Genomic DNA, 23,281 nt, shown 5'->3' with positions numbered 1-23,281 from the left:
TCACCGGGCGGGTATAAAAAGGTTTGCATATGTCCGAGCAGTTTCTCTACTTTTTGCAGCAGATGTTTAACGGCGTCACGCTGGGAAGCACTTACGCGCTGATCGCCATCGGCTACACGATGGTTTACGGCATTATCGGCATGATTAACTTCGCCCACGGCGAGGTGTACATGATCGGTAGCTACGTCTCCTTTATGATCATCGCCGCGCTGATGATGATGGGCATCGACAGCAGCTGGCTGCTGGTGGCCGCCGGGTTTGTCGGCGCGATTGTGATCGCCAGCGCCTACGGCTGGAGTATCGAACGGGTAGCCTACCGACCGGTGCGCAGCTCCAAGCGCCTGATCGCGCTGATCTCCGCCATCGGGATGTCCATTTTCCTGCAAAACTACGTCAGCCTGACTGAAGGTTCACGCGACGTGGCGCTGCCAAGCCTGTTTAACGGCCAGTGGATTGTGGGGGCCAGCGAAAACTTCTCCGCCTCTGTCACCACCATGCAGCTGGTAATCTGGGTTGTGACATTTATTGCCATGCTGGCCCTGACCCTGTTCATCCGCTACTCCCGCATGGGACGCGCCTGCCGCGCCTGCGCGGAAGATCTGAAGATGGCGAGCCTGCTCGGGATTAACACCGACCGCGTGATTGCCCTGACCTTCGTGATCGGCGCAGCGATGGCGGCGGTGGCTGGCGTGTTGCTCGGCCAGTTCTACGGCGTAATCAACCCGTACATCGGTTTTATGGCCGGGATGAAAGCCTTCACCGCGGCGGTACTGGGCGGAATCGGCAGCATTCCGGGCGCGATGATCGGTGGTCTGATCCTCGGCGTGGCGGAGTCGCTCTCCTCGGCGTACCTGAGTACGGAGTATAAAGATGTGGTGTCGTTTGCCCTGCTGATTCTGGTTCTGCTGGTGATGCCTACCGGTATTCTGGGCCGTCCGGAGGTAGAGAAAGTATGAAACCGATGCATTTTGCGATGGCGCTGCTCTCTGCCGCCATGTTCTTCGTCCTGGCGGGCGTCTTTATGGGCGTCCAGTTAGGGCTGGACGGCACGAAGCTGGTGGTGGATACCGCCCCCGACATCCGCTGGCAGTGGGTGTTTATCGGCACCGCTGTGGTGTTCCTGTTCCAGCTGCTGCGTCCGCTGTTCCAGAAGACGCTGAAAAACGTCTCCGGGCCGAAATTCGTCCTGCCGGCGATCGACGGTACAACCGTGAAACAGAAGCTGTTCCTTGTGGCGCTGCTGGTGGCTGCCGTGGCGTGGCCGTTTATGGTATCGCGCGGGACGGTGGATATTGCCACCCTGACCATGATCTACGTGATTCTGGGGCTGGGTCTGAACGTGGTGGTGGGGCTGTCTGGCCTGCTGGTGCTGGGCTACGGCGGGTTCTACGCCATCGGCGCGTACACCTTCGCGCTGCTGAACCACTATTACGGCCTCGGCTTCTGGACCTGTCTGCCGCTGGCGGGGATGGTCTCTGCCGCGGCGGGCTTCCTGCTCGGTTTCCCGGTGCTGCGCCTGCGCGGTGACTACCTGGCGATTGTGACCTTAGGCTTCGGCGAAATCGTCCGTATCCTGCTGCTCAACAATACCGAAGTGACCGGCGGTCCGAACGGCATCAGCCAGATCCCGAAACCGACCTTCTTCGGCCTGGAGTTCAGCCGTACCGCCCGCGAAGGCGGCTGGGATACCTTCAGCAACTTCTTTGGCATCAAATACGATCCGTCCGACCGCGTGATCTGGCTCTATCTGGTGGCGCTGCTGCTGGTGGTGATTACGCTGTTTGTGATCAACCGTCTGCTGCGCATGCCGCTGGGTCGCGCGTGGGAAGCGCTGCGCGAAGATGAGATCGCCTGCCGCTCCCTGGGCCTGAACCCGACCCGCATCAAGCTGACCGCATTTACCATCAGCGCCGCGTTTGCCGGTTTCGCCGGAACGCTGTTTGCCGCGCGTCAGGGCTTCGTCAGCCCGGAATCGTTCACCTTTGCCGAATCGGCCTTCGTGCTGGCGATTGTGGTGCTCGGCGGAATGGGCTCGCAGTTCGCCGTGATCCTCGCGGCTATCCTGCTGGTGGTCTCCCGCGAGCTGATGCGCGACTTTAACGAATACAGCATGTTAATGCTGGGTGGTTTGATGGTGCTGATGATGATCTGGCGTCCGCAGGGTCTCCTGCCGATGACCCGTCCACAGCTGAAGCTGAAACGCACACAGGCGAAAGGAGAGCAGGCATGAAGCCTTTATTATCCGTTAACGGCCTGATGATGCGTTTTGGCGGCCTGCTGGCGGTCAACAATGTGAATCTGGATCTGCACAAGAAAGAGATTGTCTCCCTGATTGGCCCGAACGGCGCGGGAAAAACCACGGTCTTCAACTGCCTGACCGGCTTCTACAAGCCGACGGGCGGCACCATCATGCTGCGCGATCAGCATCTTGAAGGGCTGCCGGGCCAGCAGATTGCCCGCATGGGCGTGGTGCGTACCTTCCAGCACGTGCGTCTGTTCCGCGAGATGACGGTGATTGAGAACCTGCTGGTGGCGCAACATCAGCAGCTGAAAACCGGCCTCTTCTCCGGCCTGCTGAAAACCCCGGCCTTCCGCCGCACGCAGGAAGAGGCGCTCGATCGCGCCGCGACCTGGCTCGACCGTATCGGCCTGCTCCAGCACGCCAACCGTCAGGCGAGCAACCTCGCTTACGGGGATCAGCGTCGCCTGGAGATTGTGCGCTGCATGGTGACGCAGCCGGAGATCCTGATGCTCGACGAACCAGCGGCAGGTCTCAATCCGAAAGAGACCAAAGAGCTGGACGAGCTGATTGCCGAGCTGCGCGACCATCACGACACCACCATCCTGCTGATTGAGCATGACATGAAGCTGGTGATGGGCATTTCGGACCGTATCTACGTGGTAAACCAGGGCACGCCGCTGGCAAACGGCACGCCGGAAGAGATCCGCAACAACCCGGACGTGATCCGCGCATACCTTGGTGAGGCATAAGATGGAAAAAGCGATGTTAACGTTCGACAAGGTCAACGCGCACTACGGCAAAATTCAGGCGCTGCACGATGTCAGCCTGCATATCAATCAGGGCGAAATCGTCACCCTGATTGGGGCTAACGGCGCGGGCAAAACCACGCTGCTCGGCACCCTGTGCGGCGACCCGCGCGCCACCAGCGGGCGGATTGTGTTTGATGGTAAAGACATCACCGACTGGCAGACCGCCAGAATCATGCGTGAAGCGGTGGCGATTGTCCCGGAAGGGCGTCGCGTATTCTCCCGCATGACGGTGGAAGAGAATCTGGCGATGGGCGGTTTCTTCGCCCACCGGGATGAATACCAGACCCGCATCAAGTGGGTGTACGAACTCTTCCCGCGCCTGTGGGAGCGTCGTATTCAGCGCGCGGGCACCATGTCCGGCGGCGAGCAACAGATGCTGGCGATTGGCCGCGCGCTGATGAGCCAGCCGCGTCTGCTGTTGCTGGATGAACCGTCGCTCGGTCTTGCGCCAATCATCATCCAGCAGATTTTCGACACCATTGAGCAGCTGCGCAAAGAGGGGATGACCATCTTCCTCGTCGAACAGAACGCCAACCAGGCGCTGAAGCTCGCTGACCGCGGCTATGTGCTGGAGAACGGGCGCGTGGTGCTCTCCGATACCGGCGATGCGCTGCTGGCGAACGAAGCGGTGCGGAGCGCGTACCTGGGCGGATAGGTAAAAGCAAAAAGGCAACGCAAGTTGCCTTTTTTAGTGTTTTCTCCCTCTCCCACAGGGGGAGGGCCGGGGTGAGGGCACCAGACCGCACCCAACATCTAAACCCCTTCACACAACCATCATCCCTCTGACGCCTGGCTGTCACCTGTCTGTAAACAAACAGTTATTTTTCTGTCATTCGAGCATGTCATGTTACCTCGCGAGCATAAAACGCGTGATATCGCGCATCCGGCACAATAAGAGAGATGACAATGACATCGTTACGACACACAGCTTTGGGTCTGGCACTGGGTCTGGCTTTTGCGACGAACGCAATGGCTGTGACGACCATTCCGTTCTGGCATTCCATGGAAGGGGAGTTGGGTAAAGAGGTTGACTCCCTGGCGCAACGTTTCAACGACACCCACCCGGATTACAAAATTGTGCCGGTGTACAAAGGCAACTACGAGCAGAGCCTGAGCGCGGGCATCGCCGCCTTCCGTACCGGTAACGCGCCTGCGCTGTTACAGGTTTATGAAGTGGGCACCGCGACCATGATGGCCTCCAAAGCCATCAAGCCGGTGTACGAGGTGTTCAAAGAGGCGGGCATTAACTTTGACGAGTCCCAGTTCGTGCCAACCGTGGCGGGATACTATACGGATTCCAAAAGCGGGCATCTGCTGTCCCAGCCGTTTAACAGCTCCACGCCGGTGCTGTACTACAACAAAGACGCCTTCAGGAAAGCCGGTTTAGATCCGGAGCAGCCGCCAAAAACCTGGCAGGATCTGGCCGAATACACCGCGAAGCTGAAAGCGGCGGGGATGAAGTGCGGCTACGCCAGCGGCTGGCAGGGCTGGATCCAGATTGAAAACTTCAGCGCCTGGCACGGCCTGCCGGTTGCCACCAAAAACAACGGCTTCGACGGTACCGACGCGGTGCTGGAGTTCAACAAGCCGGAGCAGGTGAAGCACATCGCGCTGCTGGAAGCACTCAATAAGAAGGGCGACTTCAGCTACTTCGGGCGTAAAGACGAATCCACCGAGAAGTTCTACAACGGCGACTGCGCCATTACCACCGCCTCATCTGGCTCGCTGGCAGACATCCGTCACTACGCCAAATTCAATTACGGCGTGGGCATGATGCCGTACGACGCTGACGTCAAAGGCGCGCCGCAGAATGCCATCATCGGCGGGGCGAGCCTGTGGGTGATGCAGGGTAAAGACAACGGCACCTACAAAGGCGTGGCCGAGTTCCTCGACTTCCTGGCGAAGCCGGAAAACGCCGCCGAGTGGCACCAGAAGACCGGCTACCTGCCGATCACCAAAGCCGCGTACGACCTGACCCGCGAGCAGGGCTTCTACAGCAAGAACCCGGGCGCGGATATCGCGACGCGTCAGATGCTGAACAAGCCGCCGTTGCCGTTCACCAAAGGCCTGCGTCTGGGCAACATGCCGCAGATCCGCACCATCGTCGATGAAGAGCTGGAAAGCGTGTGGACCGGGAAGAAAACGCCACAGCAGGCGCTGGATTCCGCGGTAGAGCGCGGGAATCAGCTGCTGCGCCGCTTTGAGCAGTCGACGAAGTCTTAATCTTTTTGCCCTCACCCTAACCCTCTCCCAAAGGGAGAGGGAACATATCCCCCTCCCTTTGGGAGAGGGACGGGGTGAGGGGAAACCAACCTGAGCTAACCTATGTCATCATCCCGTCCGGTGTTCCGTTCCCGCTGGCTGCCGTACCTGTTGGTCGCGCCGCAGCTGGTCATCACCGTCATCTTCTTTATCTGGCCTGCGGGCGAAGCGCTGTGGTACTCGGTACAAAGCGTCGATCCGTTCGGGCTTTCCAGCCAGTTTGTCGGGCTGGACAACTTTACCGCGCTGTTCCACGACAGCTACTACCTGGATTCCTTCTGGACGACGATCAAATTCAGCGCGCTGGTCACCGTCAGCGGTCTTGTCGCGTCGCTGTTTTTCGCCGCGCTGGTGGATTACGTAGTACGGGGCAGCCGTCTGTATCAGACCCTGATGCTGCTGCCCTACGCCGTGGCTCCCGCCGTGGCCGCCGTGCTGTGGATCTTCCTGTTTAACCCGGGCCGCGGGCTGATTACCCACTTCCTGGGTGAGTTTGGCTATGACTGGAACCACGCCCAGAATAGCGGTCAGGCGATGTTCCTGGTGGTGTTCGCCTCGGTGTGGAAGCAGATCAGCTATAACTTCCTGTTTTTCTTTGCCGCGCTACAGTCTATCCCGCGTTCGCTGGTGGAGGCCGCCGCCATCGACGGCGCAGGGCCGGTGCGCCGCTTCTTCCGGCTGTCGCTGCCGCTGATCGCCCCGGTGAGTTTCTTCCTGCTGGTGGTGAACCTGGTGTACGCCTTCTTCGACACCTTCCCGGTGATCGACGCCGCCACCGCGGGCGGCCCGGTGCAGGCAACCACCACGCTGATTTACAAGATCTACCGCGAGGGCTTTGCCGGGCTTGATCTCTCAGCCTCTGCTGCACAGTCGGTCGTGCTGATGTTCCTCGTCATCATCCTCACGGTGGTGCAGTTCCGCTATGTCGAAAGTAAGGTGCGCTACCAATGATTGAGAACCGTCGCGGGCTGACGATTTTCAGCCATACCCTGCTAATCCTGGGCATCCTCGTCATCCTGTTCCCACTGTACGTGGCCTTTGTCGCCGCCACGCTGGACACCAAAGCGGTGTTCGACACGCCAATGACGCTGATCCCAGGCACGCATCTTTTCGAGAACATGAAGACTATCTGGACGCAGGGCGTGGGCGCTAACAGCGCGCCGTTCTGGCTGATGATGCTCAACAGTTTCATCATGGCGTTCGGCATCACCGTCGGCAAAATCACCGTGTCGATGCTTTCGGCCTTCGCCATCGTCTGGTTCCGCTTTCCGTTGCGTAACCTGTTTTTCTGGATGATATTCATCACCCTGATGCTGCCGGTGGAGGTGCGTATCTTCCCGACGGTGGAGGTGATCGCCAACCTGAAGATGCTCGACAGCTACGCGGGCTTAACCCTGCCGCTGATGGCCTCGGCGACCGCCACCTTCCTGTTCCGCCAGTTCTTTATGACCCTGCCGGATGAGCTGATTGAAGCCGCGCGCATCGACGGGGCCTCGCCGATGCGCTTCTTCCGCGACATCGTGCTGCCGCTGTCGAAAACCAATCTCGCGGCGCTGTTTGTGATCACCTTTATCTACGGCTGGAACCAGTATCTGTGGCCGCTGCTGATCGTTCAGGACGTCAACCTCGGCACCGCCGTGGCAGGCATCAAAGGCATGATCGCCACCGGCGAAGGCACCACCCTCTGGAACCAGGTGATGGCGGCGATGCTACTCACCCTTATCCCACCCGTAGTCATTGTTTTAGCCATGCAGCGCGCGTTTGTCCGCGGCCTGGTCGATAGCGAGAAATAAGATGGCAGGTTTAAAATTACAGGCAGTAACCAAAAGCTGGGACGGCAAAACCCAGGTCATTCAGCCGCTGACGCTCGACGTGGCGGACGGGGAATTTATCGTGATGGTCGGCCCGTCCGGCTGCGGAAAATCCACCCTGCTGCGTATGGTGGCCGGGCTGGAGCGTGTGACGTCCGGGGATATCTGGATTGACCGCCAGCGCGTTACCGAGATGGAACCCAAAGATCGCGGCATCGCGATGGTATTCCAGAACTACGCCCTCTATCCGCACATGAGCGTGGAAGAGAACATGGCCTGGGGGCTGAAAATTCGCGGTATGGGCAAAGGCCATATCGAGGAGCGCGTGAAAGAGGCCGCGCGCATTCTGGAGCTGGACGGCCTGCTCAAGCGTCGCCCGCGCGAGCTCTCCGGCGGCCAGCGCCAGCGCGTGGCGATGGGGCGCGCCATCGTGCGCGATCCGGCGGTATTTCTGTTCGACGAACCGCTGTCAAACCTCGACGCCAAACTGCGCGTGCAGATGCGTCTTGAGCTACAGCAGCTGCATCGGCGGCTGGGAACCACGTCCCTCTATGTGACCCACGATCAGGTTGAAGCCATGACCCTCGCCCAGCGCGTGATGGTGATGAACAAAGGCATCGCCGAGCAGATTGGCACCCCAGTGGAAGTCTACGAGAAACCGGCCAGCCGTTTTGTGGCGAGCTTTATCGGCAGCCCGGCGATGAACCTGCTGGACGGGCGGATCAATGCGGCGGGAACCCACTTCGAGCTGGAAAGCGGGATGGCGTTGCCGATCAACTGGTACTATCGTGGCTACGCCGGGCGTAAGATGACGCTTGGTATCCGCCCCGAGCATATTGGTTTGACGTCTCAGGCGGACGGCGGCGTGCCGCTGGTGATGGACACGCTGGAGATGCTGGGCGCAGACAACCTGGCGCACGGACGCTGGGGCGAGCAAAAGCTGGTAGTGCGTCTGCCGCATCAGGAGCGCCCGAAAGCAGGCAGCACGCTGTGGCTGCATATGCCGGAAAATCACCTGCACTTATTTGACGGTGAAACAGGACAACGAGTATGAGCAACTGGCCTTACCCCCACATCGTCGCCCACCGTGGTGGCGGTAAACTGGCGCCGGAAAATACCCTGGCGGCAATTGACGTTGGCGCACGCTACGGCCACACGATGATCGAGTTCGACGCCAAGCTATCGAAGGACGGCGAAATTTTCCTGCTGCACGACGACAACCTCGAACGCACCAGCAACGGCTGGGGCGTGGCGGGTGAACTGCCGTGGCGTGACCTGCTGAAGGTGGACGCCGGAAGCTGGTTCAGCGGCGAATTCAAAGGCGAACCGCTGCCGCTGCTGGCGGAAGTGGCGGACCGCTGTCGTCAACACGGCATGATGGCCAATATTGAAATCAAACCGACCACCGGCACCGGGCCGCTGACGGGTAAAGTGATTGCCATTGCCGCGCGTGAGCTGTGGGAAGGGATGACCGCGCCGCTGCTGTCGTCGTTTGATATCGACGCGCTGGAAGCCGCACAGGCCGCCGTTCCGGAGTTGCCGCGCGGGCTGCTGCTGGATGCGTGGCGAGAAGACTGGCGCGCGCTGACGACCCGCTTAGGCTGCGTGTCGATCCACCTCAACCATAAGCTGCTGGATGAAGCGCGCGTGACGCTGTTGAAGGAGGCCGGTCTGCATATCCTGGTGTATACCGTCAACAAACCCCAGCGTGCAGCCGAGCTGCTGCGCTGGGGCGTGGACAGCATCTGTACCGATGCGATTGACCAGATCGGGCCGAACTTTATTTATTAAGCATACTGCCGTTCTGCTGGGTCGGCAGCATGTGCTGCTGACCGCTGCTTTGCGATACTCCGCCTCCTAACATCCCACCGTTTGCATTAGGCAGCGGCTGTTCAAGCATCTGGCCCTGCTGTACGCGCTGGGTGTTGGTATTCATCTGGTTTTGCAGGTGCTGCTGCTGCACCTGGGTCTGCGTCTTTAACTGCTGATTGAGCATCCCTTTCTGCTGCTGTTGCTGGCTCATCATCTCCGTCTGCATACGCTGCTGGCTCGGAATGACGTAGCCCGGCTGGTTCGGGTTGTTCAGGGTGTTGATTGGCTGTGCGAGCGCGGCGAACGGAAGCAGCGCGGTCAGGATCAGTAATCGTTTCATGGTTATCTCCTCCTTTGAGGCTTCTCTTAAGTTTACCCTCATTCCGGCATAACGATGATTTTTTAAGAGTTGTGAACCAGGCTTAAGCGGGGAATATGGGCCCCTTCACCTGGAGAACAATAATGATGAAACCAACCTTTTTGCGCTGGGTCGCCATCGCTGCGCTGATGGCAGGCGGCACATTTACCGTGGCGGCCAACCCGCCCGCCGCTCCACCGGTCTCTTACGGCGTGGAGGAGGATGTTTTTCACCCCGTGCGGGCGACGCACGGCATGGTGGCCTCGGTTGACGCGCTGGCAACGCAGGTGGGCGTCGATATTCTTAAACAGGGCGGTAACGCGGTGGATGCGGCGGTCGCGGTGGGATATGCGCTGGCGGTGACGCATCCACAGGCGGGGAACCTGGGCGGCGGCGGGTTTATGATGCTGCGCACCAAAGACGGTAAAACCACGGCCATCGACTTCCGTGAGATGGCGCCGAACCAGGCCTCCCGCGATATGTTCCTCGACGATCAGGGCAATCCGGACAGTAAAAAATCCCTGACCTCGCACCTTGCCTCCGGCACGCCGGGCACCGTTGCGGGGTTCTCGCTGGCGCTGGAAAAATACGGCACGCTGCCGCTGAATAAAGTGGTGCAGCCTGCCATCAGGCTGGCGCGCGACGGCTTCGTCGTCAACGACGCGCTGGCGGACGACCTCAAAACCTACGGCAGCGAAGTTATTCCCAATCATGAGAACAGCAAGGCTATCTTCTGGAAAGACGGCGAGCCGCTGAAGAAGGGCGATAAGCTGGTGCAGAAGAACCTCGCAAAAAGTCTCGAACTGATTGCCGAAAACGGTCCGGATGCCTTCTATAAGGGGCCGATTGCCGATCAGATTGCGGATGAGATGCAGAAGAACGGCGGGCTGATCACCAAAGCGGATCTGGCGGAATATAAGGCGGTGGAGCGCGAGCCGATTAGTGGCACCTATCGCGGCTACGAGGTCTTCTCCATGCCGCCGCCGTCTTCCGGGGGCATTCACATCGTGCAGATCCTCAATATTCTGGAAAACTTCGATATGCACAAGTATGGCTTCGGTAGCGCCGATGCCATGCAGGTGATGGCCGAGGCGGAAAAGCGCGCCTACGCTGACCGCTCGGAATACCTCGGCGACCCGGACTTCGTAAAGGTGCCGTGGCAGGCGCTGACCAACAAAGCCTATGCCAAATCGATTGCCGATGAGATCGACATCAACAAGGCTAAGCCGTCGAGCGAGATCCGCCCGGGCAAGCTGGCGCCGTATGAAAGTAACCAGACCACCCACTTCTCGGTCGTGGACAAAGACGGAAACGCGGTGGCGGTGACCTACACGCTTAACACCACCTTTGGCACCGGGATTGTGGCGGGCAATAGTGGTATTTTGCTGAACAACGAGATGGATGATTTTTCTGCCAAGCCGGGCGTGCCGAATGTCTACGGCCTGGTCGGCGGCGATGCGAATGCGGTAGGGCCGAAGAAGCGCCCGCTATCATCCATGTCGCCCACCATTGTGGTGAAAGACGGCAAAACCTGGCTGGTGACCGGCAGCCCTGGCGGGAGCCGGATTATCACCACCGTACTGCAAATGGTGGTGAACAGCATCGACTTTGGGATGAACGTCGCCGAAGCGACCAATGCGCCGCGTTTCCATCACCAGTGGCTGCCGGACGAGTTGCGCGTGGAGAAGGGCTTTAGCCCGGACACCCTCAAGCTGCTTGAGCAGCGCGGGCAGAAGGTGGCGGTGAAGGAGGCGATGGGCAGCACCCAGAGCATTATGGTCGGACCGGATGGCGCGCTGTTTGGCGCGTCGGACCCGCGTTCGGTGGATGATTTAACGGCGGGGTATTGATTTTGTTGCCCGGTGGCGCTGCGCTTACCGGGCCTACAACGGCACGGACGTAGGCCGGGTAAGGCGAAGCCGCCACCCGGCAACAAACTACTTCATTCGCGCCATATAATACGCATCCACATACTCGCCGTTACGCAGGGCATAGCGCCTGCCGGTGCCTTCAATCTCAAACCCGTGCTTTTTGTACACCGCGATTGCCGGTTCGTTATCCACAAACACCGTTAACTCGATGCGGTCGACGCGCAGCCAGTTGTCGCACATATCGATCATGGTGCGAATCAGCGCGCTGGCCACGCCGCGGTTATGCCACTCTGCGCCAACGCATATACCGAAATCGGCAACGTGGCTGCGGCGTGGTCGCTGGGCGACATCAATGGTGAGGTGGCCGACCACGATATCATCAATGCAGGCAACCAGCTGTTTAATGCCCGGCTGTTCGCCTAGCCGCATTTGCCACATTTCCATTGAAGGATGAGGAACCTGTAGCGTGTTGTGGTACACCTCCGGCTGGGCGTGGATCTGACGAATGGCGTCGTAATCTTTCGGTTCAGCGTGGCGTATCACTATCTCACTCATTCCTTGTTCCTCAGTCAGTTAAAAGTCCCCTCCAACATCAGTGACTTTAAAAGTTGAGTCAATCGCTATTTTTTGCAAAAAGTGTTGGACAAGTGCGAATGAGAATGATTATTATTGCTCTGCGTTCAGGAAGACCTCCTACGGGAACCTGAAAGCACGACATTGCTCACATTGCTTCCAGTATTACTTTAGCCAGCTTTTAGCTGGCTTTTTTTTTGTTATGGTTAGACTCAGCAACCTTCGAAAAAGGACTGAGCCATGACACTACACTGCGCATTTATTGGATTTGGCAAAAGCACCACGCGTTACCACCTTCCGTATGTTCTCAACCGTAAAGAGACCTGGCACGTCGCTCATATCTACCGCCGCAGCGCGAAGCCGGAAGAACAGTCTCCGCAGTATTCCCATATTCATTTCACCAGCGATCTTGATGAAGTGTTAAATGATCCGCAGGTGAAGCTGGTGGTGGTCTGTACCCACGCCGACAGCCACTTTGACTACGCGAAACGCGCGCTGGAAGCAGGTAAAAACGTGCTGGTGGAAAAACCGTTCACTCCGACCATCGCCGAAGCGAAGGAACTCTTTGCGCTGGCGAAAAGCAAAGGCCTGACCGTCACGCCGTACCAGAACCGACGCTTTGACAGCTGCTTCCTGACGGCGAAAAAGGCGATTGAGAGCGGCAAACTCGGCGAGATCGTGGAAATCGAAAGCCACTTCGATTACTACCGCCCGGTGGCGGAAACCCAGCCCGGACTGCCGCAGGACGGGTCGTTCTACGGTCTGGGCGTGCACACCATGGACCAGATTATTTCCCTGTTTGGCCGCCCGGACCACGTGGCGTATGACATCCGCAGCCTGCGCAATAAGGCCAACCCGGACGATACCTTTGAAGCACAGCTGTTCTACGGCGATCTCAAAGCCATCGTGAAAACCAGCCATCTGGTGAAAATCGACTACCCGAAATTTATCGTTCACGGCAAGAAAGGCTCCTTTATCAAGTACGGCATTGACCAGCAGGAGACCAGCCTGAAGGCCAATATCATGCCGGGTGAACCGGGCTTTGCGGCAGATGATTCCGTGGGCGTGCTGGAGTACGTGAACGACGAGGGCGTGACGGTCAGGGAAGAGCTGAAGCCGGAAACGGGCGACTATGGACGCGTCTATGATGCGCTGTTTGAGACCCTCACAAACGGCACGGCGAATTACGTCAAGGAATCTGACGTTCTGACCAACCTGGAAATCCTCGAACGGGCCTTCGAACAGGCTTCTCCTGCCACGGTAACCCTCGCGAAATAAGCAAAAACGGCTCCTCTGCGCTTGTTCACAATTTTTGAACAGAGGAGTCAATTTTCACCCTCTATGATCCCAGGGCGTTTGCGTCCACACTTACTCCATCGAAACGAACTGAGGGTGAAAACAATGATCTACTTACGCAAAGCAAACGAACGTGGTCACGCGAATCATGGCTGGCTGGACTCATGGCATTCATTCTCGTTTGCCGACTACTACGACCCGAACTTCATGGGCTTCTCCGCACTGCGCGTGATTAACGATGACGTGATTGATGCAGGCCAGGGCTTCGGTACCCACCCGCACAAAGACATGGAAATCCTGACCTATGTGCTGGAAGGGGCGGTTGAGCACCAGGACAGCATGGGCAACAAAGAGCAGGTTCCGGCGGGCGAGTTCCAGATTATGAGCGCGGGGACCGGGGTGCGTCACTCTGAGTACAACCCGAGCAAAACGGAAAAACTGCACCTGTATCAAATCTGGATCATTCCAGAAGAGACCGGCATCACGCCACGCTACGAGCAGCGCCGCTTCGACGCGAAACAGGGCAAACAGCTGGTGCTCTCGCCGGATGCGCGTGAAGGTTCCCTGAAAGTGCATCAGGATATGGAGCTGTACCGCTGGGCGCTGGCGAAAGATGAACAGTCTGTGCACCAGATCGCCGCCAACCGCCGCGTGTGGATCCAGGTGGTGAAAGGGGAGGTGTCCATCAATGGCACCAAAGCGATAACCGCCGATGGTCTGGCCGTCTGGGATGAGCAGGCGCTCTCCGTGCATGCCGACAGCGAAAGTGAAATTCTGCTGTTTGACCTGCCGCCGGTCTAAATAATTTCTCAACCTTCCCTTTAAACGGGGAAGGTTGAGCTTTGTCCGTGATAAACTGAGCAAATCTCTCACTTCAAGATTTCTCAGGACGATGAAAAAGAAACGCCCCGTACTTCAGGATGTCGCCGATCGCGTCGGTGTGACCAAAATGACGGTCAGCCGTTTTTTACGTAACCCGGAACAGGTTTCCGTGGCGTTGCGTGGCAAGATTGCCGCCGCCCTTGATGAACTGGGTTATATCCCCAACCGCGCGCCCGATATTCTCTCCAATGCGACCAGCCGTGCGGTGGGTGTCCTGCTTCCTTCCTTAACCAACCAGGTATTCGCCGAAGTGCTGCGTGGCATCGAAAGCGTCACCGATGCGTTTGGCTATCAGACCATGCTCGCCCACTACGGGTACAAGCCGGAACTGGAAGAGGAACGTCTTGAATCGATGCTTTCCTGGAACATCGACGGCCTGATTTTAACGGAACGTACTCACACCCCGCGCACGCTGAAAATGATTGAAGTGGCAGGCATTCCGGTGGTGGAGCTGATGGACAGCCAGTCGCCGTGCCTCGACATCGCCGTGGGGTTCGATAACTTTGAAGCGGCGCGTCAGATGACGGCGGCGATCATCGCCCGCGGTCATCGCCATGTGGCCTATCTGGGTGCGCGTCTGGATGAACGTACTATCATCAAACAGAAGGGATACGAGCAGGCGATGCTCGACGCCGGTTTAACCCCGTACAGCGTGATGGTGGAGCAATCTTCTTCTTACACGTCGGGTATTGAGCTGATGCGTCAGGCGCGACGCGAGTATCCGCAACTGGACGGTATTTTCTGTACCAACGATGACCTTGCGGTCGGCGCGGCGTTTGAGTGCCAGCGTCTGGGTTTAAAAATCCCGGATGATATGGCGATTGCCGGTTTCCACGGCCACGACATTGGCCAGGTGATGGAGCCGCGTCTGGCGAGCGTCCTGACCCCGCGTGAACGCATGGGCCGCATTGGTGCAGAACGCCTGCTGGCGCGCATTCGTGGTGAGGCAGTTACCCCTAAAATGTTAGATTTAGGTTTCACCTTGTCACCGGGTGGATCTATTTAATCCGACAAATTTGAAGTAGCTCACACTTATTCACTTCGCGCACGTTTGGATATTGCTTCTCTTATGCCCCGGCAGGACAATGTTACCGATAACTGTTACCCGTAACAATTGACTGAGGGACACCCTTTGAGCACGACTAATCACGATCACCACGTTTACGTCCTGATGGGCGTGTCCGGTAGCGGTAAATCTGCCGTGGCGAGCGAAGTGGCGCATCAACTCCAGGCTGCGTTTCTTGATGGTGACTTCCTCCATCCGCGTAGCAACATCATGAAAATGGCTTCCGGCGAGCCGCTGAACGACGACGACCGCAAACCGTGGTTGCAGGCGCTGAATGACGCCGCGTTCGCGATGCAGCGCACCAATAAAGTCTCCCTGATCGTCTGTTCCGCGCTGAAAAAAACCTATCGCGACCTGCTGCGCGACGGCAACCCGAACCTCTCTTTCATCTACCTGAAAGGCGATTTCGGGGTGATTGAAAGCCGCCTGAAGGCGCGTAAAGGCCACTTCTTCAAAACCCAGATGCTGGTAACGCAGTTCGAAGCGTTGCAGGAGCCGGGTGCTGACGAGCAGGATGTCTTAGTGGTTGATATCGATCAGCCGCTGGAAGGTGTTGTTGCCAGCACCATCGAGGTTATTAATAAAAGGCAGTAAGTTTTGAGTACATTAACGCTAGTTTTGACAGCAGTGGGTTCCGTATTGCTGCTGCTGTTTTTAGTGATGAAGGCACGTATGCACGCCTTCGTTGCTTTGATGGTGGTTTCTATTGGTGCTGGTCTCTTTTCCGGCATGCCGCTCGACAAAATCGCGGCGACGATGGAAAAAGGGATGGGCGGCACGCTCGGCTTCCTGGCCATTGTGGTGGCACTGGGCGCGATGTTTGGCAAGATTTTGCACGAGACGGGCGCGGTCGATCAGATTGCTGTCAAGATGCTGAAATCCTTCGGGCACAGCCGTGCGCACTACGCGATTGGTCTGGCCGGTCTGATTTGCGCGCTGCCGCTGTTCTTTGAAGTGGCCGTTGTGCTGCTGATAAGCGTCGCATTCTCCATGGCGCGCCATACCGGTACTAACCTCGTGAAGCTGGTCATTCCGCTGTTTGCGGGCGTGGCGGCGGCGGCGGCGTTCCTGCTGCCGGGGCCTGCGCCGATGCTGCTGGCCTCCCAGATGCATGCTGACTTTGGCTGGATGATCCTGATTGGCCTGTGTGCGGCGATCCCGGGGATGATTATCGCCGGTCCGCTGTGGGGAAACTTTATCAGCCGTTACGTTGAGCTGCACATTCCGGACGACATCACCGAGCCGCACCTGGGCGAGGGTAAAATGCCGTCCTTCGGCTTCAGTCTGTCGCTGATCCTGCTGCCGCTGGTGCTGGTGGGCCTGAAAACCATCGCTGCACGCTTTGTGCCGGTGGGGTCAACCGCTTACGAATGGTTCGAATTTATTGGTCATCCGTTCACTGCGATTCTGGTGGCGTGTCTGGTCGCGATTTACGGCCTGGCAATGCGTCAGGGCATGCCGAAAGACCGCGTGATGGAGATCTGTGGTGCCGCGCTGCAACCGGCGGGGATTATCCTGCTGGTGATCGGGGCGGGCGGCGTGTTCAAGCAGGTGCTGGTGGATTCCGGCGTTGGCCCGGCGCTGGGCGAAGCGCTGACCGGAATGGGCCTGCCGATTGCGGTCACCTGCTTTGTGCTGGCCGCGGCGGTGCGTATCATTCAGGGCTCCGCGACCGTGGCGTGCTTAACCGCCGTGGGTCTGGTAATGCCGGTGATTGAACAGCTGAACTACTCCGGCGCGCAGATGGCGGCGCTCTCTATCTGTATCGCGGGTGGTTCGATTGTGGTGTCTCACGTGAACGATGCAGGCTTCTGGCTGTTCGGTAAATTTACCGGCGCAACCGAAGCGCAAACCCTGAAAACCTGGACGCTGATGGAAACCATCCTCGGCACGACGGGTGCGGTTGTCGGGATGATTGCGTTTACGCTGCTGAGCTGATCCAGGTTTTCTCCCTCTTCCACGGGGAGAGGGAGCAAACACTAAAAACGGCAATCAAGGATTGCCGTTTTGCTTTTACCTATCCTTTCATCCACGCCCGTATCCCGTCCAGGAACATCTGCGTTGCCATCATTACCAGAATCAGCCCCATCAGGCGCTCCAGCGCGTTCACCCCTTTCTCACCCAGCAGGCGCAGGAATAGCGACGACTGCAACAGGATAATAAACGTCCCGCCCCAGGCGATCAGCAGGGCAATCACCAGATGGCTCATCTGATTCGGATACTGATGCGACAGCAGCATCAGCGTGGCCAGAATCGTTGGCCCGGCGACCAGCGGAATCGCCAGCGGCACGATAAACGGCTCTTCACCCGCAGGCAGGCCGCTGCTGCTGCCCTCCGCGCTAGGGAAAATCATCTTAATGGCAATCAGGAACAAAATGATCCCGCCGGAAATGGAGACCGTTTCGGCGCGTAAGTTCAGGAAAGCGAGAATTTTTTCACCGGCGAACAGGAAGATAAACATCACCAGCAGGGCGATGAGCAGCTCGCGGATCATGATCGCCCGACGGCGCTTCGGCTCGGTGTGCTTCAGCACCGACATGAAGATCGGCAGATTACCGAGCGGATCCATAATCAGGATCAATAAAACCGCTGCGGAAATGATTTCACTCATCTTAAATTATCCCTGATACTTATTGTGGTCATTGCGATGATTAGCACTTTTTCTGATTGCCGGGCAATCATCGATTAATTTCGCTTGCGACTTTGGCAGCATTTTGTAATGTGAAGCATATCCCAGTTCAATACTGGCTTGCACAATCAGCACACACCCCTTGCAGGAAAAAAATGCTATGAAAAACGTTGGTTTTATCGGCTGGCGCGGTATGGTCGGCTCTGTACTCATGCAACGCATGGTTGAAGAGCGCGATTTCGACGCCATCCGCCCAGTCTTCTTCTCCACTTCCCAGCTCGGCCAGGCTGCACCGTCCTTTGGGGGTACCACAGGCACGTTGCAGGATGCTTACGACCTGGAGGCGCTGAAGGCACTCGACATTATTGTGACCTGCCAGGGCGGCGATTATACCAACGAAATCTATCCGAAGCTGCGTGAAAGCGGCTGGCAGGGCTACTGGATTGACGCGGCCTCTTCGCTTCGCATGAAAGACGATGCCATCATTATTCTCGACCCGGTTAACCAGGGCGTCATCACCGACGGCCTGAACAACGGCGTGAAAACCTTTGTTGGCGGTAACTGCACCGTCAGCCTGATGCTGATGTCTCTCGGCGGTCTGTTCGCACAGGATCTGGTGGAGTGGGTCTCCGTGGCGACCTACCAGGCGGCGTCCGGCGGTGGCGCGCGTCATATGCGCGAGCTGCTGACCCAGATGGGCCAGCTGCACCAGAGCGTCGCTGCCGAGCTGGCAGACCCGGCGTCCGCGATCCTCGATATCGAGCGTAAAGTCACTCAGCTCACCCGCAGCGGCGAGCTGCCGGTGGATAACTTCGGCGTACCGCTGGCCGGCGGCCTGATCCCGTGGATAGACAAACAGCTGGATAACGGCCAGACCCGCGAAGAGTGGAAGGGCCAGGCTGAGACCAACAAAATCCTCGGCACCGCGAACACCATTCCGGTTGACGGTCTGTGCGTGCGTATCGGCGCGCTGCGCTGCCACAGCCAGGCCTTCACCATTAAACTGAAAAAAGATGTGTCTATTCCGACCGTGGAAGAGCTGCTGGCCGCGCATAACCCGTGGGCGAAAGTGGTGCCAAACGATCGCGATATCACCATGCGCGAACTGACCCCGGCAGCCGTCACCGGCACGCTGACCACCCCGGTTGGCCGCCTGCGCAAGCTGAACATGGGGCCAGAGTACCTCTCCGCGTTCACCGTTGGCGACCAGCTTCTGTGGGGTGCCGCCGAGCCGCTGCGCCGCATGCTGCGCCAGCTGGCGTAATAATTTGTTAAACACGGGGGGTGATTGTCACCCCCTTTTTTTGCGTACTACATGGAGTAAAACGCAGATGTCTTATTTTTTATCAGGAGGACCCACGACGTTGGCTATGCTTTAAGGAAGATTTATTTCTCACCTGAGGGTAGGGCGGAGCAGAGAGGATTAACTGCACCGTTTAGGTCACATTAAAAGTCGTCCCAGAGCGCGTAAAAAGGGCGACATAAAAAAACAGGATGAATACCATGTCCGATCGTATTTCGAGAGACGTGATTAATGCGCTTATTGCGGGTCACTTTGCCGACCCCTTTTCTGTGCTAGGGATGCACCGTACAGAGGCCGGACTGGAAGTTCGTGCGCTGTTACCGGATGCAACAGAAGTGTGGGTTATCGAACCCAAAACCGGCCGCAAGGTGGGTAATCTGGAATGCCTCGACTCGCGTGGCTTCTTCTCGGGCGTCATGCCCCGCCGTAAAAATCCTTTTCGTTATCAGCTTGCCGTTATCTGGCACGGTCAGCAAAACCTGATTGACGATCCCTATAGCTTCGGCCCGCTTTTAAAAGAGATGGACGCCTGGCTGCTGTCCGAAGGGACCCATTTACGCCCTTACGAAACGCTGGGTGCCCATGCGGATACCATGGACGGTATCACCGGCACGCGTTTTGCCGTATGGGCGCCAAACGCCCAGCGCGTCTCCGTTGTCGGGCAGTTCAACTACTGGGACGGTCGTCGTCACCCCATGCGCCTGCGCCGGGAAACCGGCATCTGGGAGCTGTTTATCCCCGGCGCGCACAACGGTCAGCTCTACAAATTCGAGATGATCGATGCCAACGGCAAGCTGCGCATTAAATCTGACCCGTACGCCTTTGAGGCCGAACTGCGCCCGAATACCGCCTCGCTGATTTGCGGCCTGCCGGAGAAGGTTGTCCAGACGGAAGAGCGCAAGCAGGCTAACCGCTTTGATGCGCCGATCTCCGTCTATGAAGTGCATCTCGGCTCGTGGCGTCGCCACACCGATAACAACTTCTGGCTGAGCTATCGCGAGCTGGCGGACCAGCTGGTGCCGTACGCCAAATGGATGGGCTTTACGCACCTGGAACTGCTGCCGATCAACGAGCACCCGTTCGACGGCAGCTGGGGCTATCAGCCAACCGGGCTGTATGCGCCTACGCGCCGCTTTGGTACGCGCGATGACTTCCGCTATTTCATCGATGCCGCGCACGCCGCCGGGCTGAACGTGATCCTCGACTGGGTGCCGGGCCACTTCCCGTCGGATGATTTTGCGCTGGCAGAGTTCGACGGCACAAAGCTTTACGAGCACAGCGACCCGCGCGAAGGCTATCACCAGGACTGGAACACGCTGATCTACAACTACGGTCGCCGTGAAGTATCGAACTACCTGGTCGGGAACGCGCTGTACTGGATCGAGCGTTTCGGCATTGATGCCCTGCGCGTCGATGCGGTAGCGTCGATGATTTACCGCGACTACAGCCGCAAAGAGGGTGAGTGGATCCCGAACGAGTATGGCGGGCGTGAAAACCTCGAAGCGATTGAGTTTCTGCGCAACACCAACCGCATCATCGGGGAGCAGGTGGAGGGTGCCGTGACCATGGCGGAAGAGTCCACCGACTTCCCGGGCGTTTCCCGTCCACCGTCAATGGGCGGACTGGGCTTCTGGTACAAGTGGAACCTCGGCTGGATGCACGACACGCTCGACTACATGAAGCTCGACCCGGTTTATCGTCAGTATCACCACGATAAGCTCACTTTCGGGCTGCTCTACAACTACACCGAAAACTTCATGCTGCCGCTGTCGCACGATGAAGTGGTGCACGGCAAGAAATCCATTCTCGACCGCATGCCGGGGGACGCGTGGCAGAAGTTTGCCAACCTGCGCGCCTACTACGGCTGGATGTTCGCCTTCCCGGGCAAAAAGCTGCTGTTTATGGGCAACGAATTTGCGCAGGGGCGCGAATGGAACCACGATACCAGCCTTGACTGGCATCTGCTGGAAGGTGCGGACAACTGGCACCACGGCGTACAGCGTCTGGTCCGCGACCTGAACCTGACCTATCGCCACCACAAAGCGCTGCACGAGCTGGACTTCGACCCGTACGGCTTTGAGTGGCTGGTGGTGGACGACCACGAGCGCTCGGTGTTTGTCTTTGCGCGCCGCGACAAGGCGGGTAACGAGATCATCGTCGCCAGCAACTTCACGCCAGTGCCGCGTGAACACTACCGCTTCGGCATTAACCAGCCGGGCAAATGGCGCGAAATTCTCAATACCGACTCCATGCATTACCACGGCAGCAATGCGGGTAACGGCGGGCTGGTGCAGAGCGATGCCATTGAAAGCCATGGCCGTCCGAACTCCCTGAGCCTGACGCTGCCGCCGCTTGGCACAATCTGGCTGGTGCGGGAGGGAGAATGACGCAGCTTACGGCAGGTAAACCCGAACCGCTCGGGGCGAGTTTTGACGGAAAGGGGGTGAACTTCACGCTCTTTTCCGCCCATGCGGAGCGGGTGGAACTCTGTGTGTTTGACGGGGAAGGTAACGAGCACCGTTACGATTTACCGGCGCGCACGGGGGATACCTGGCATGGCTACCTGGCCGGAGGACGGCCGGGGATGCACTACGGTTTTCGCGTACACGGCCCCTGGGAGCCCTCTCAGGGGCACTGGTTTAACCCGGCGAAGCTGCTGATTGACCCTTGTGCGCACCGGGTGGACGGTGAGTTTAAAGATGACCCGCTGTTCCACGTTGGCTACGGCGAACCTGACCACCGCGACAGTGCGCCCGTCGCGCCCAAAAGCGTGGTGGTGCACGATCTCTACGACTGGGAAGACGATGCCCCGCCGCGTACGCCTTGGGGCAACACCGTTATTTATGAAGCCCACGTCAAAGGGCTGACGTATCTGCACCCGTCAATTCCCAAAGAGATGCGCGGCACCTACAAAGCGCTTGGGCATCCGACGATGGTCGCGTACCTGAAGCACTTAGGGATCACCGCGCTGGAGCTGTTGCCCGTGGCGCATTTCGCCAGCGAGCCGCGGCTACAGCGTCTCGGGTTAAGCAACTACTGGGGCTACAACTCGCTGGCGTTGTTCGCCCTCGATCCGCGTTATGCGGTGAATCCTGAGAAGGCGCGGGATGAGTTTCGCGATGCGGTGAAAGCGCTTCACGCGGCGGGTATCGAAGTCATTCTGGACGTGGTGTTGAACCACAGTGCGGAAAGCGATCTTGACGGCCCGACGCTCTCACAGCGCGGAATCGATAACCGTAGCTATTATTGGATCAGGGACGACGGCGATTACGAGAACTGGACCGGGTGCGGTAACACCCTCAACCTCAGTCATCCGGCCGTTACGCATTACGCGTACGAGTGCCTGAAATACTGGGTTGAGACGTTCCACGTGGATGGTTTTCGCTTCGACCTGGCGCCAGTGATGGGGCGCACCCCGGCGTTCAGCCAGCAGGCGCCGCTGTTTGAGGCCATCAAAAACTGCCCGGTGCTTTCAAAGGTGAAGCTGATTGCGGAGCCCTGGGACATCGGCGAGGGCGGTTATCAGGTGGGGAACTTCCCGCCGCTGTTTGCCGAGTGGAACGACCACTTCCGCGATGCCGTCCGCCGCTTCTGGCTGACGCGCGATCTGTCGCTGGGGGAGTTTGCCGGTCGCTTTGCCGGCTCCAGCGATCTCTTTAAGCGTGACGGCAAACGTCCGTCGGCCACCATTAACCTGGTGACGGCGCACGACGGTTTTACGCTGCGCGACTGCGTTTGTTTCAATCAGAAACACAATGAGGCAAACGGCGAGGAGAATCGCGATGGGACTAACAATAACCATAGCTTTAACCATGGTATAGAAGGGTTAGGCGGAAGTCTGGATGTGATCGAGCGGCGACGCGCCAGCGTTCATGCGCTGCTGACGACGCTTTTGTTGTCGCAGGGCACGCCGATGCTGCTGGCGGGCGATGAGCACGGCCACAGCCAGCACGGCAACAACAACGCCTATTGCCAGGACAACACCCTGACCTGGCTCGACTGGGGAGAAGCGAACAGCGGGCTGACCCATTTCACCGCGGCGCTGATCCATCTTCGCCAGCGCATCCCCGCGCTCACCGCCGACCGCTGGTGGGAAGAGGGCGACGGCAACGTTCGCTGGCTGAATAAAGACGCGCAACCGTTAAGCGCGCAAGAGTGGCAACACGGCATACCCTGTCTGCAAATCCTGCTTTCGGATGCGTGGCTGGTGACGCTGAACGCGACGGATGACGTCGCAGAGATTGTTTTACCTGACGGGGAGTGGCGAGCCATTCCTCCCTTTGCCGGAGCGGATAATCCGGTTGTTATGGCTGTCTGGCACGGGCCTGCGCACGGAGTGTGCGTATTCCAAAGATGATAAAAAAGGA

General features: G+C 58.3%; 21 protein-coding genes. 18 read left to right on the top strand and 3 right to left on the bottom strand.

All coding sequences use genetic code 11. From position 1 onward, the window contains the following. Nucleotides 1-29 precede the first annotated feature (29 nt). From livH to ugpQ, 9 genes are all read left to right on the top strand, one after another. Entirely contained in the window at nt 30-956 is a 927-nt protein-coding gene (gene livH, locus SK53_RS19335; RefSeq protein ID WP_023323835.1) for a high-affinity branched-chain amino acid ABC transporter permease LivH, read from the top strand. Next, nucleotides 953-2,230 (top strand): high-affinity branched-chain amino acid ABC transporter permease LivM, encoded by a 1,278-nt coding sequence (locus tag SK53_RS19330; protein WP_048209895.1) that lies wholly within the window; start codon nt 953-955, stop codon nt 2,228-2,230. The genes livH and SK53_RS19330 overlap by 4 nt, the downstream gene beginning before the upstream one ends. Further along, nucleotides 2,227-2,991 carry a high-affinity branched-chain amino acid ABC transporter ATP-binding protein LivG gene (livG, locus tag SK53_RS19325; protein WP_003861544.1) on the top strand — a complete coding sequence of 255 codons (765 nt, stop codon included), beginning with the start codon at nt 2,227-2,229 and terminating at the stop codon, nt 2,989-2,991. Before SK53_RS19330 ends, livG begins: the two co-directional genes overlap by 4 nt. A gap of 1 nt (nt 2,992) precedes the next feature. After that, on the top strand, nt 2,993-3,706 hold the full coding sequence (gene livF / locus SK53_RS19320) for a high-affinity branched-chain amino acid ABC transporter ATP-binding protein LivF (protein WP_022651964.1): 714 nt from the start codon (nt 2,993-2,995) through the stop codon (nt 3,704-3,706). A 251-nt stretch (nt 3,707-3,957) separates the two neighbouring features. Then, nucleotides 3,958-5,274 carry a sn-glycerol-3-phosphate ABC transporter substrate-binding protein UgpB gene (gene ugpB / locus SK53_RS19315; RefSeq protein ID WP_022651963.1) on the top strand — a complete coding sequence of 439 codons (1,317 nt, stop codon included), beginning with the start codon at nt 3,958-3,960 and terminating at the stop codon, nt 5,272-5,274. A gap of 102 nt (nt 5,275-5,376) precedes the next feature. Then, a complete protein-coding gene (gene ugpA, locus SK53_RS19310; RefSeq protein WP_003861551.1) occupies nt 5,377-6,264 on the top strand; it encodes a sn-glycerol-3-phosphate ABC transporter permease UgpA in 888 nt (295 codons plus the stop codon). Then, entirely contained in the window at nt 6,261-7,106 is an 846-nt protein-coding gene (gene ugpE, locus SK53_RS19305; protein WP_023314971.1) for a sn-glycerol-3-phosphate ABC transporter permease UgpE, read from the top strand. The genes ugpA and ugpE overlap by 4 nt, the downstream gene beginning before the upstream one ends. Nucleotide 7,107: 1 nt before the next feature. Further along, nucleotides 7,108-8,178 (top strand): sn-glycerol-3-phosphate import ATP-binding protein UgpC, encoded by a 1,071-nt coding sequence (locus tag SK53_RS19300; protein ID WP_003861554.1) that lies wholly within the window; start codon nt 7,108-7,110, stop codon nt 8,176-8,178. Continuing rightward, complete coding sequence (gene ugpQ, locus SK53_RS19295; protein ID WP_022651961.1) at nt 8,175-8,915, top strand: glycerophosphodiester phosphodiesterase; 741 nt, start codon at nt 8,175-8,177, stop codon at nt 8,913-8,915. Before SK53_RS19300 ends, ugpQ begins: the two co-directional genes overlap by 4 nt. On the opposite strand, the gene SK53_RS19290 is transcribed toward ugpQ, so the two are convergent. Then, a complete protein-coding gene (locus tag SK53_RS19290) occupies nt 8,905-9,276 on the bottom strand; it encodes a DUF2756 family protein (protein ID WP_022651960.1) in 372 nt (123 codons plus the stop codon). The genes ugpQ and SK53_RS19290 overlap by 11 nt on opposite strands. Before the next feature lie 122 nt (nt 9,277-9,398). On the opposite strand from SK53_RS19290, the gene ggt reads away from it, so the two are divergent. Further along, a complete protein-coding gene (gene ggt / locus SK53_RS19285) occupies nt 9,399-11,144 on the top strand; it encodes a gamma-glutamyltransferase (protein WP_003861559.1) in 1,746 nt (581 codons plus the stop codon). 87 nt (nt 11,145-11,231) lie between these two features. On the opposite strand, the gene yhhY is transcribed toward ggt, so the two are convergent. Continuing rightward, nucleotides 11,232-11,720, bottom strand: a complete 489-nt coding sequence (gene yhhY / locus SK53_RS19280) for an N-acetyltransferase (RefSeq protein WP_003861561.1) — start codon at nt 11,718-11,720, stop codon at nt 11,232-11,234. A gap of 258 nt (nt 11,721-11,978) precedes the next feature. Between yhhY and SK53_RS19275 the strand changes: the two genes are divergently transcribed. The 5 genes from SK53_RS19275 (at nt 11,979) to gntU (ending at nt 16,920) form a co-directional block, all read left to right on the top strand. After that, entirely contained in the window at nt 11,979-13,016 is a 1,038-nt protein-coding gene (locus SK53_RS19275; protein ID WP_003861563.1) for an oxidoreductase, read from the top strand. Nucleotides 13,017-13,139: 123 nt separating this feature from the next. Beyond that, on the top strand, nt 13,140-13,835 hold the full coding sequence (locus SK53_RS19270; RefSeq protein WP_048209894.1) for a pirin family protein: 696 nt from the start codon (nt 13,140-13,142) through the stop codon (nt 13,833-13,835). A gap of 91 nt (nt 13,836-13,926) precedes the next feature. Further along, nucleotides 13,927-14,922: a gluconate operon transcriptional repressor GntR gene (gene gntR, locus SK53_RS19265; RefSeq protein WP_003861567.1), complete on the top strand. Its 996-nt coding sequence runs from the start codon at nt 13,927-13,929 to the stop codon at nt 14,920-14,922. Between the two features lie 126 nt (nt 14,923-15,048). Beyond that, nucleotides 15,049-15,576: a gluconokinase gene (gene gntK, locus SK53_RS19260; RefSeq protein ID WP_003861569.1), complete on the top strand. Its 528-nt coding sequence runs from the start codon at nt 15,049-15,051 to the stop codon at nt 15,574-15,576. 3 nt (nt 15,577-15,579) lie between these two features. Continuing rightward, a complete protein-coding gene (gene gntU / locus SK53_RS19255; protein ID WP_003861572.1) occupies nt 15,580-16,920 on the top strand; it encodes a gluconate transporter in 1,341 nt (446 codons plus the stop codon). Between the two features lie 79 nt (nt 16,921-16,999). Here the strand turns inward: gntU and yhgN are convergent, their stop codons facing one another. Then, nucleotides 17,000-17,593 carry an NAAT family transporter YhgN gene (gene yhgN / locus SK53_RS19250; protein ID WP_003861574.1) on the bottom strand — a complete coding sequence of 198 codons (594 nt, stop codon included), beginning with the start codon at nt 17,591-17,593 and terminating at the stop codon, nt 17,000-17,002. A 178-nt stretch (nt 17,594-17,771) separates the two neighbouring features. Between yhgN and asd the strand changes: the two genes are divergently transcribed. The 3 genes from asd to glgX all read left to right on the top strand — a co-directional run bounded on the left by asd (nt 17,772) and on the right by glgX (nt 23,271). Beyond that, nucleotides 17,772-18,875, top strand: a complete 1,104-nt coding sequence (asd, locus tag SK53_RS19240; RefSeq protein WP_003861575.1) for an aspartate-semialdehyde dehydrogenase — start codon at nt 17,772-17,774, stop codon at nt 18,873-18,875. 239 nt (nt 18,876-19,114) lie between these two features. Continuing rightward, nucleotides 19,115-21,301 (top strand): 1,4-alpha-glucan branching enzyme, encoded by a 2,187-nt coding sequence (glgB, locus tag SK53_RS19235; protein WP_023314968.1) that lies wholly within the window; start codon nt 19,115-19,117, stop codon nt 21,299-21,301. After that, the gene (gene glgX / locus SK53_RS19230; RefSeq protein WP_048209893.1) at nt 21,298-23,271 is read left to right on the top strand and encodes a glycogen debranching protein GlgX; all 1,974 of its coding nucleotides are present in this window, start codon (nt 21,298-21,300) and stop codon (nt 23,269-23,271) included. Before glgB ends, glgX begins: the two co-directional genes overlap by 4 nt. Nucleotides 23,272-23,281 lie beyond the last annotated feature (10 nt).

The organism is Enterobacter sp. MGH119, assembly GCF_001037675.1.
GTDB classification, from domain to species: Bacteria; Pseudomonadota; Gammaproteobacteria; order Enterobacterales; family Enterobacteriaceae; genus Enterobacter; species Enterobacter hormaechei_C.
Note: the sequence above shows the minus strand (reverse complement) of the source record. Positions and strands in the feature narration are given on the sequence as shown.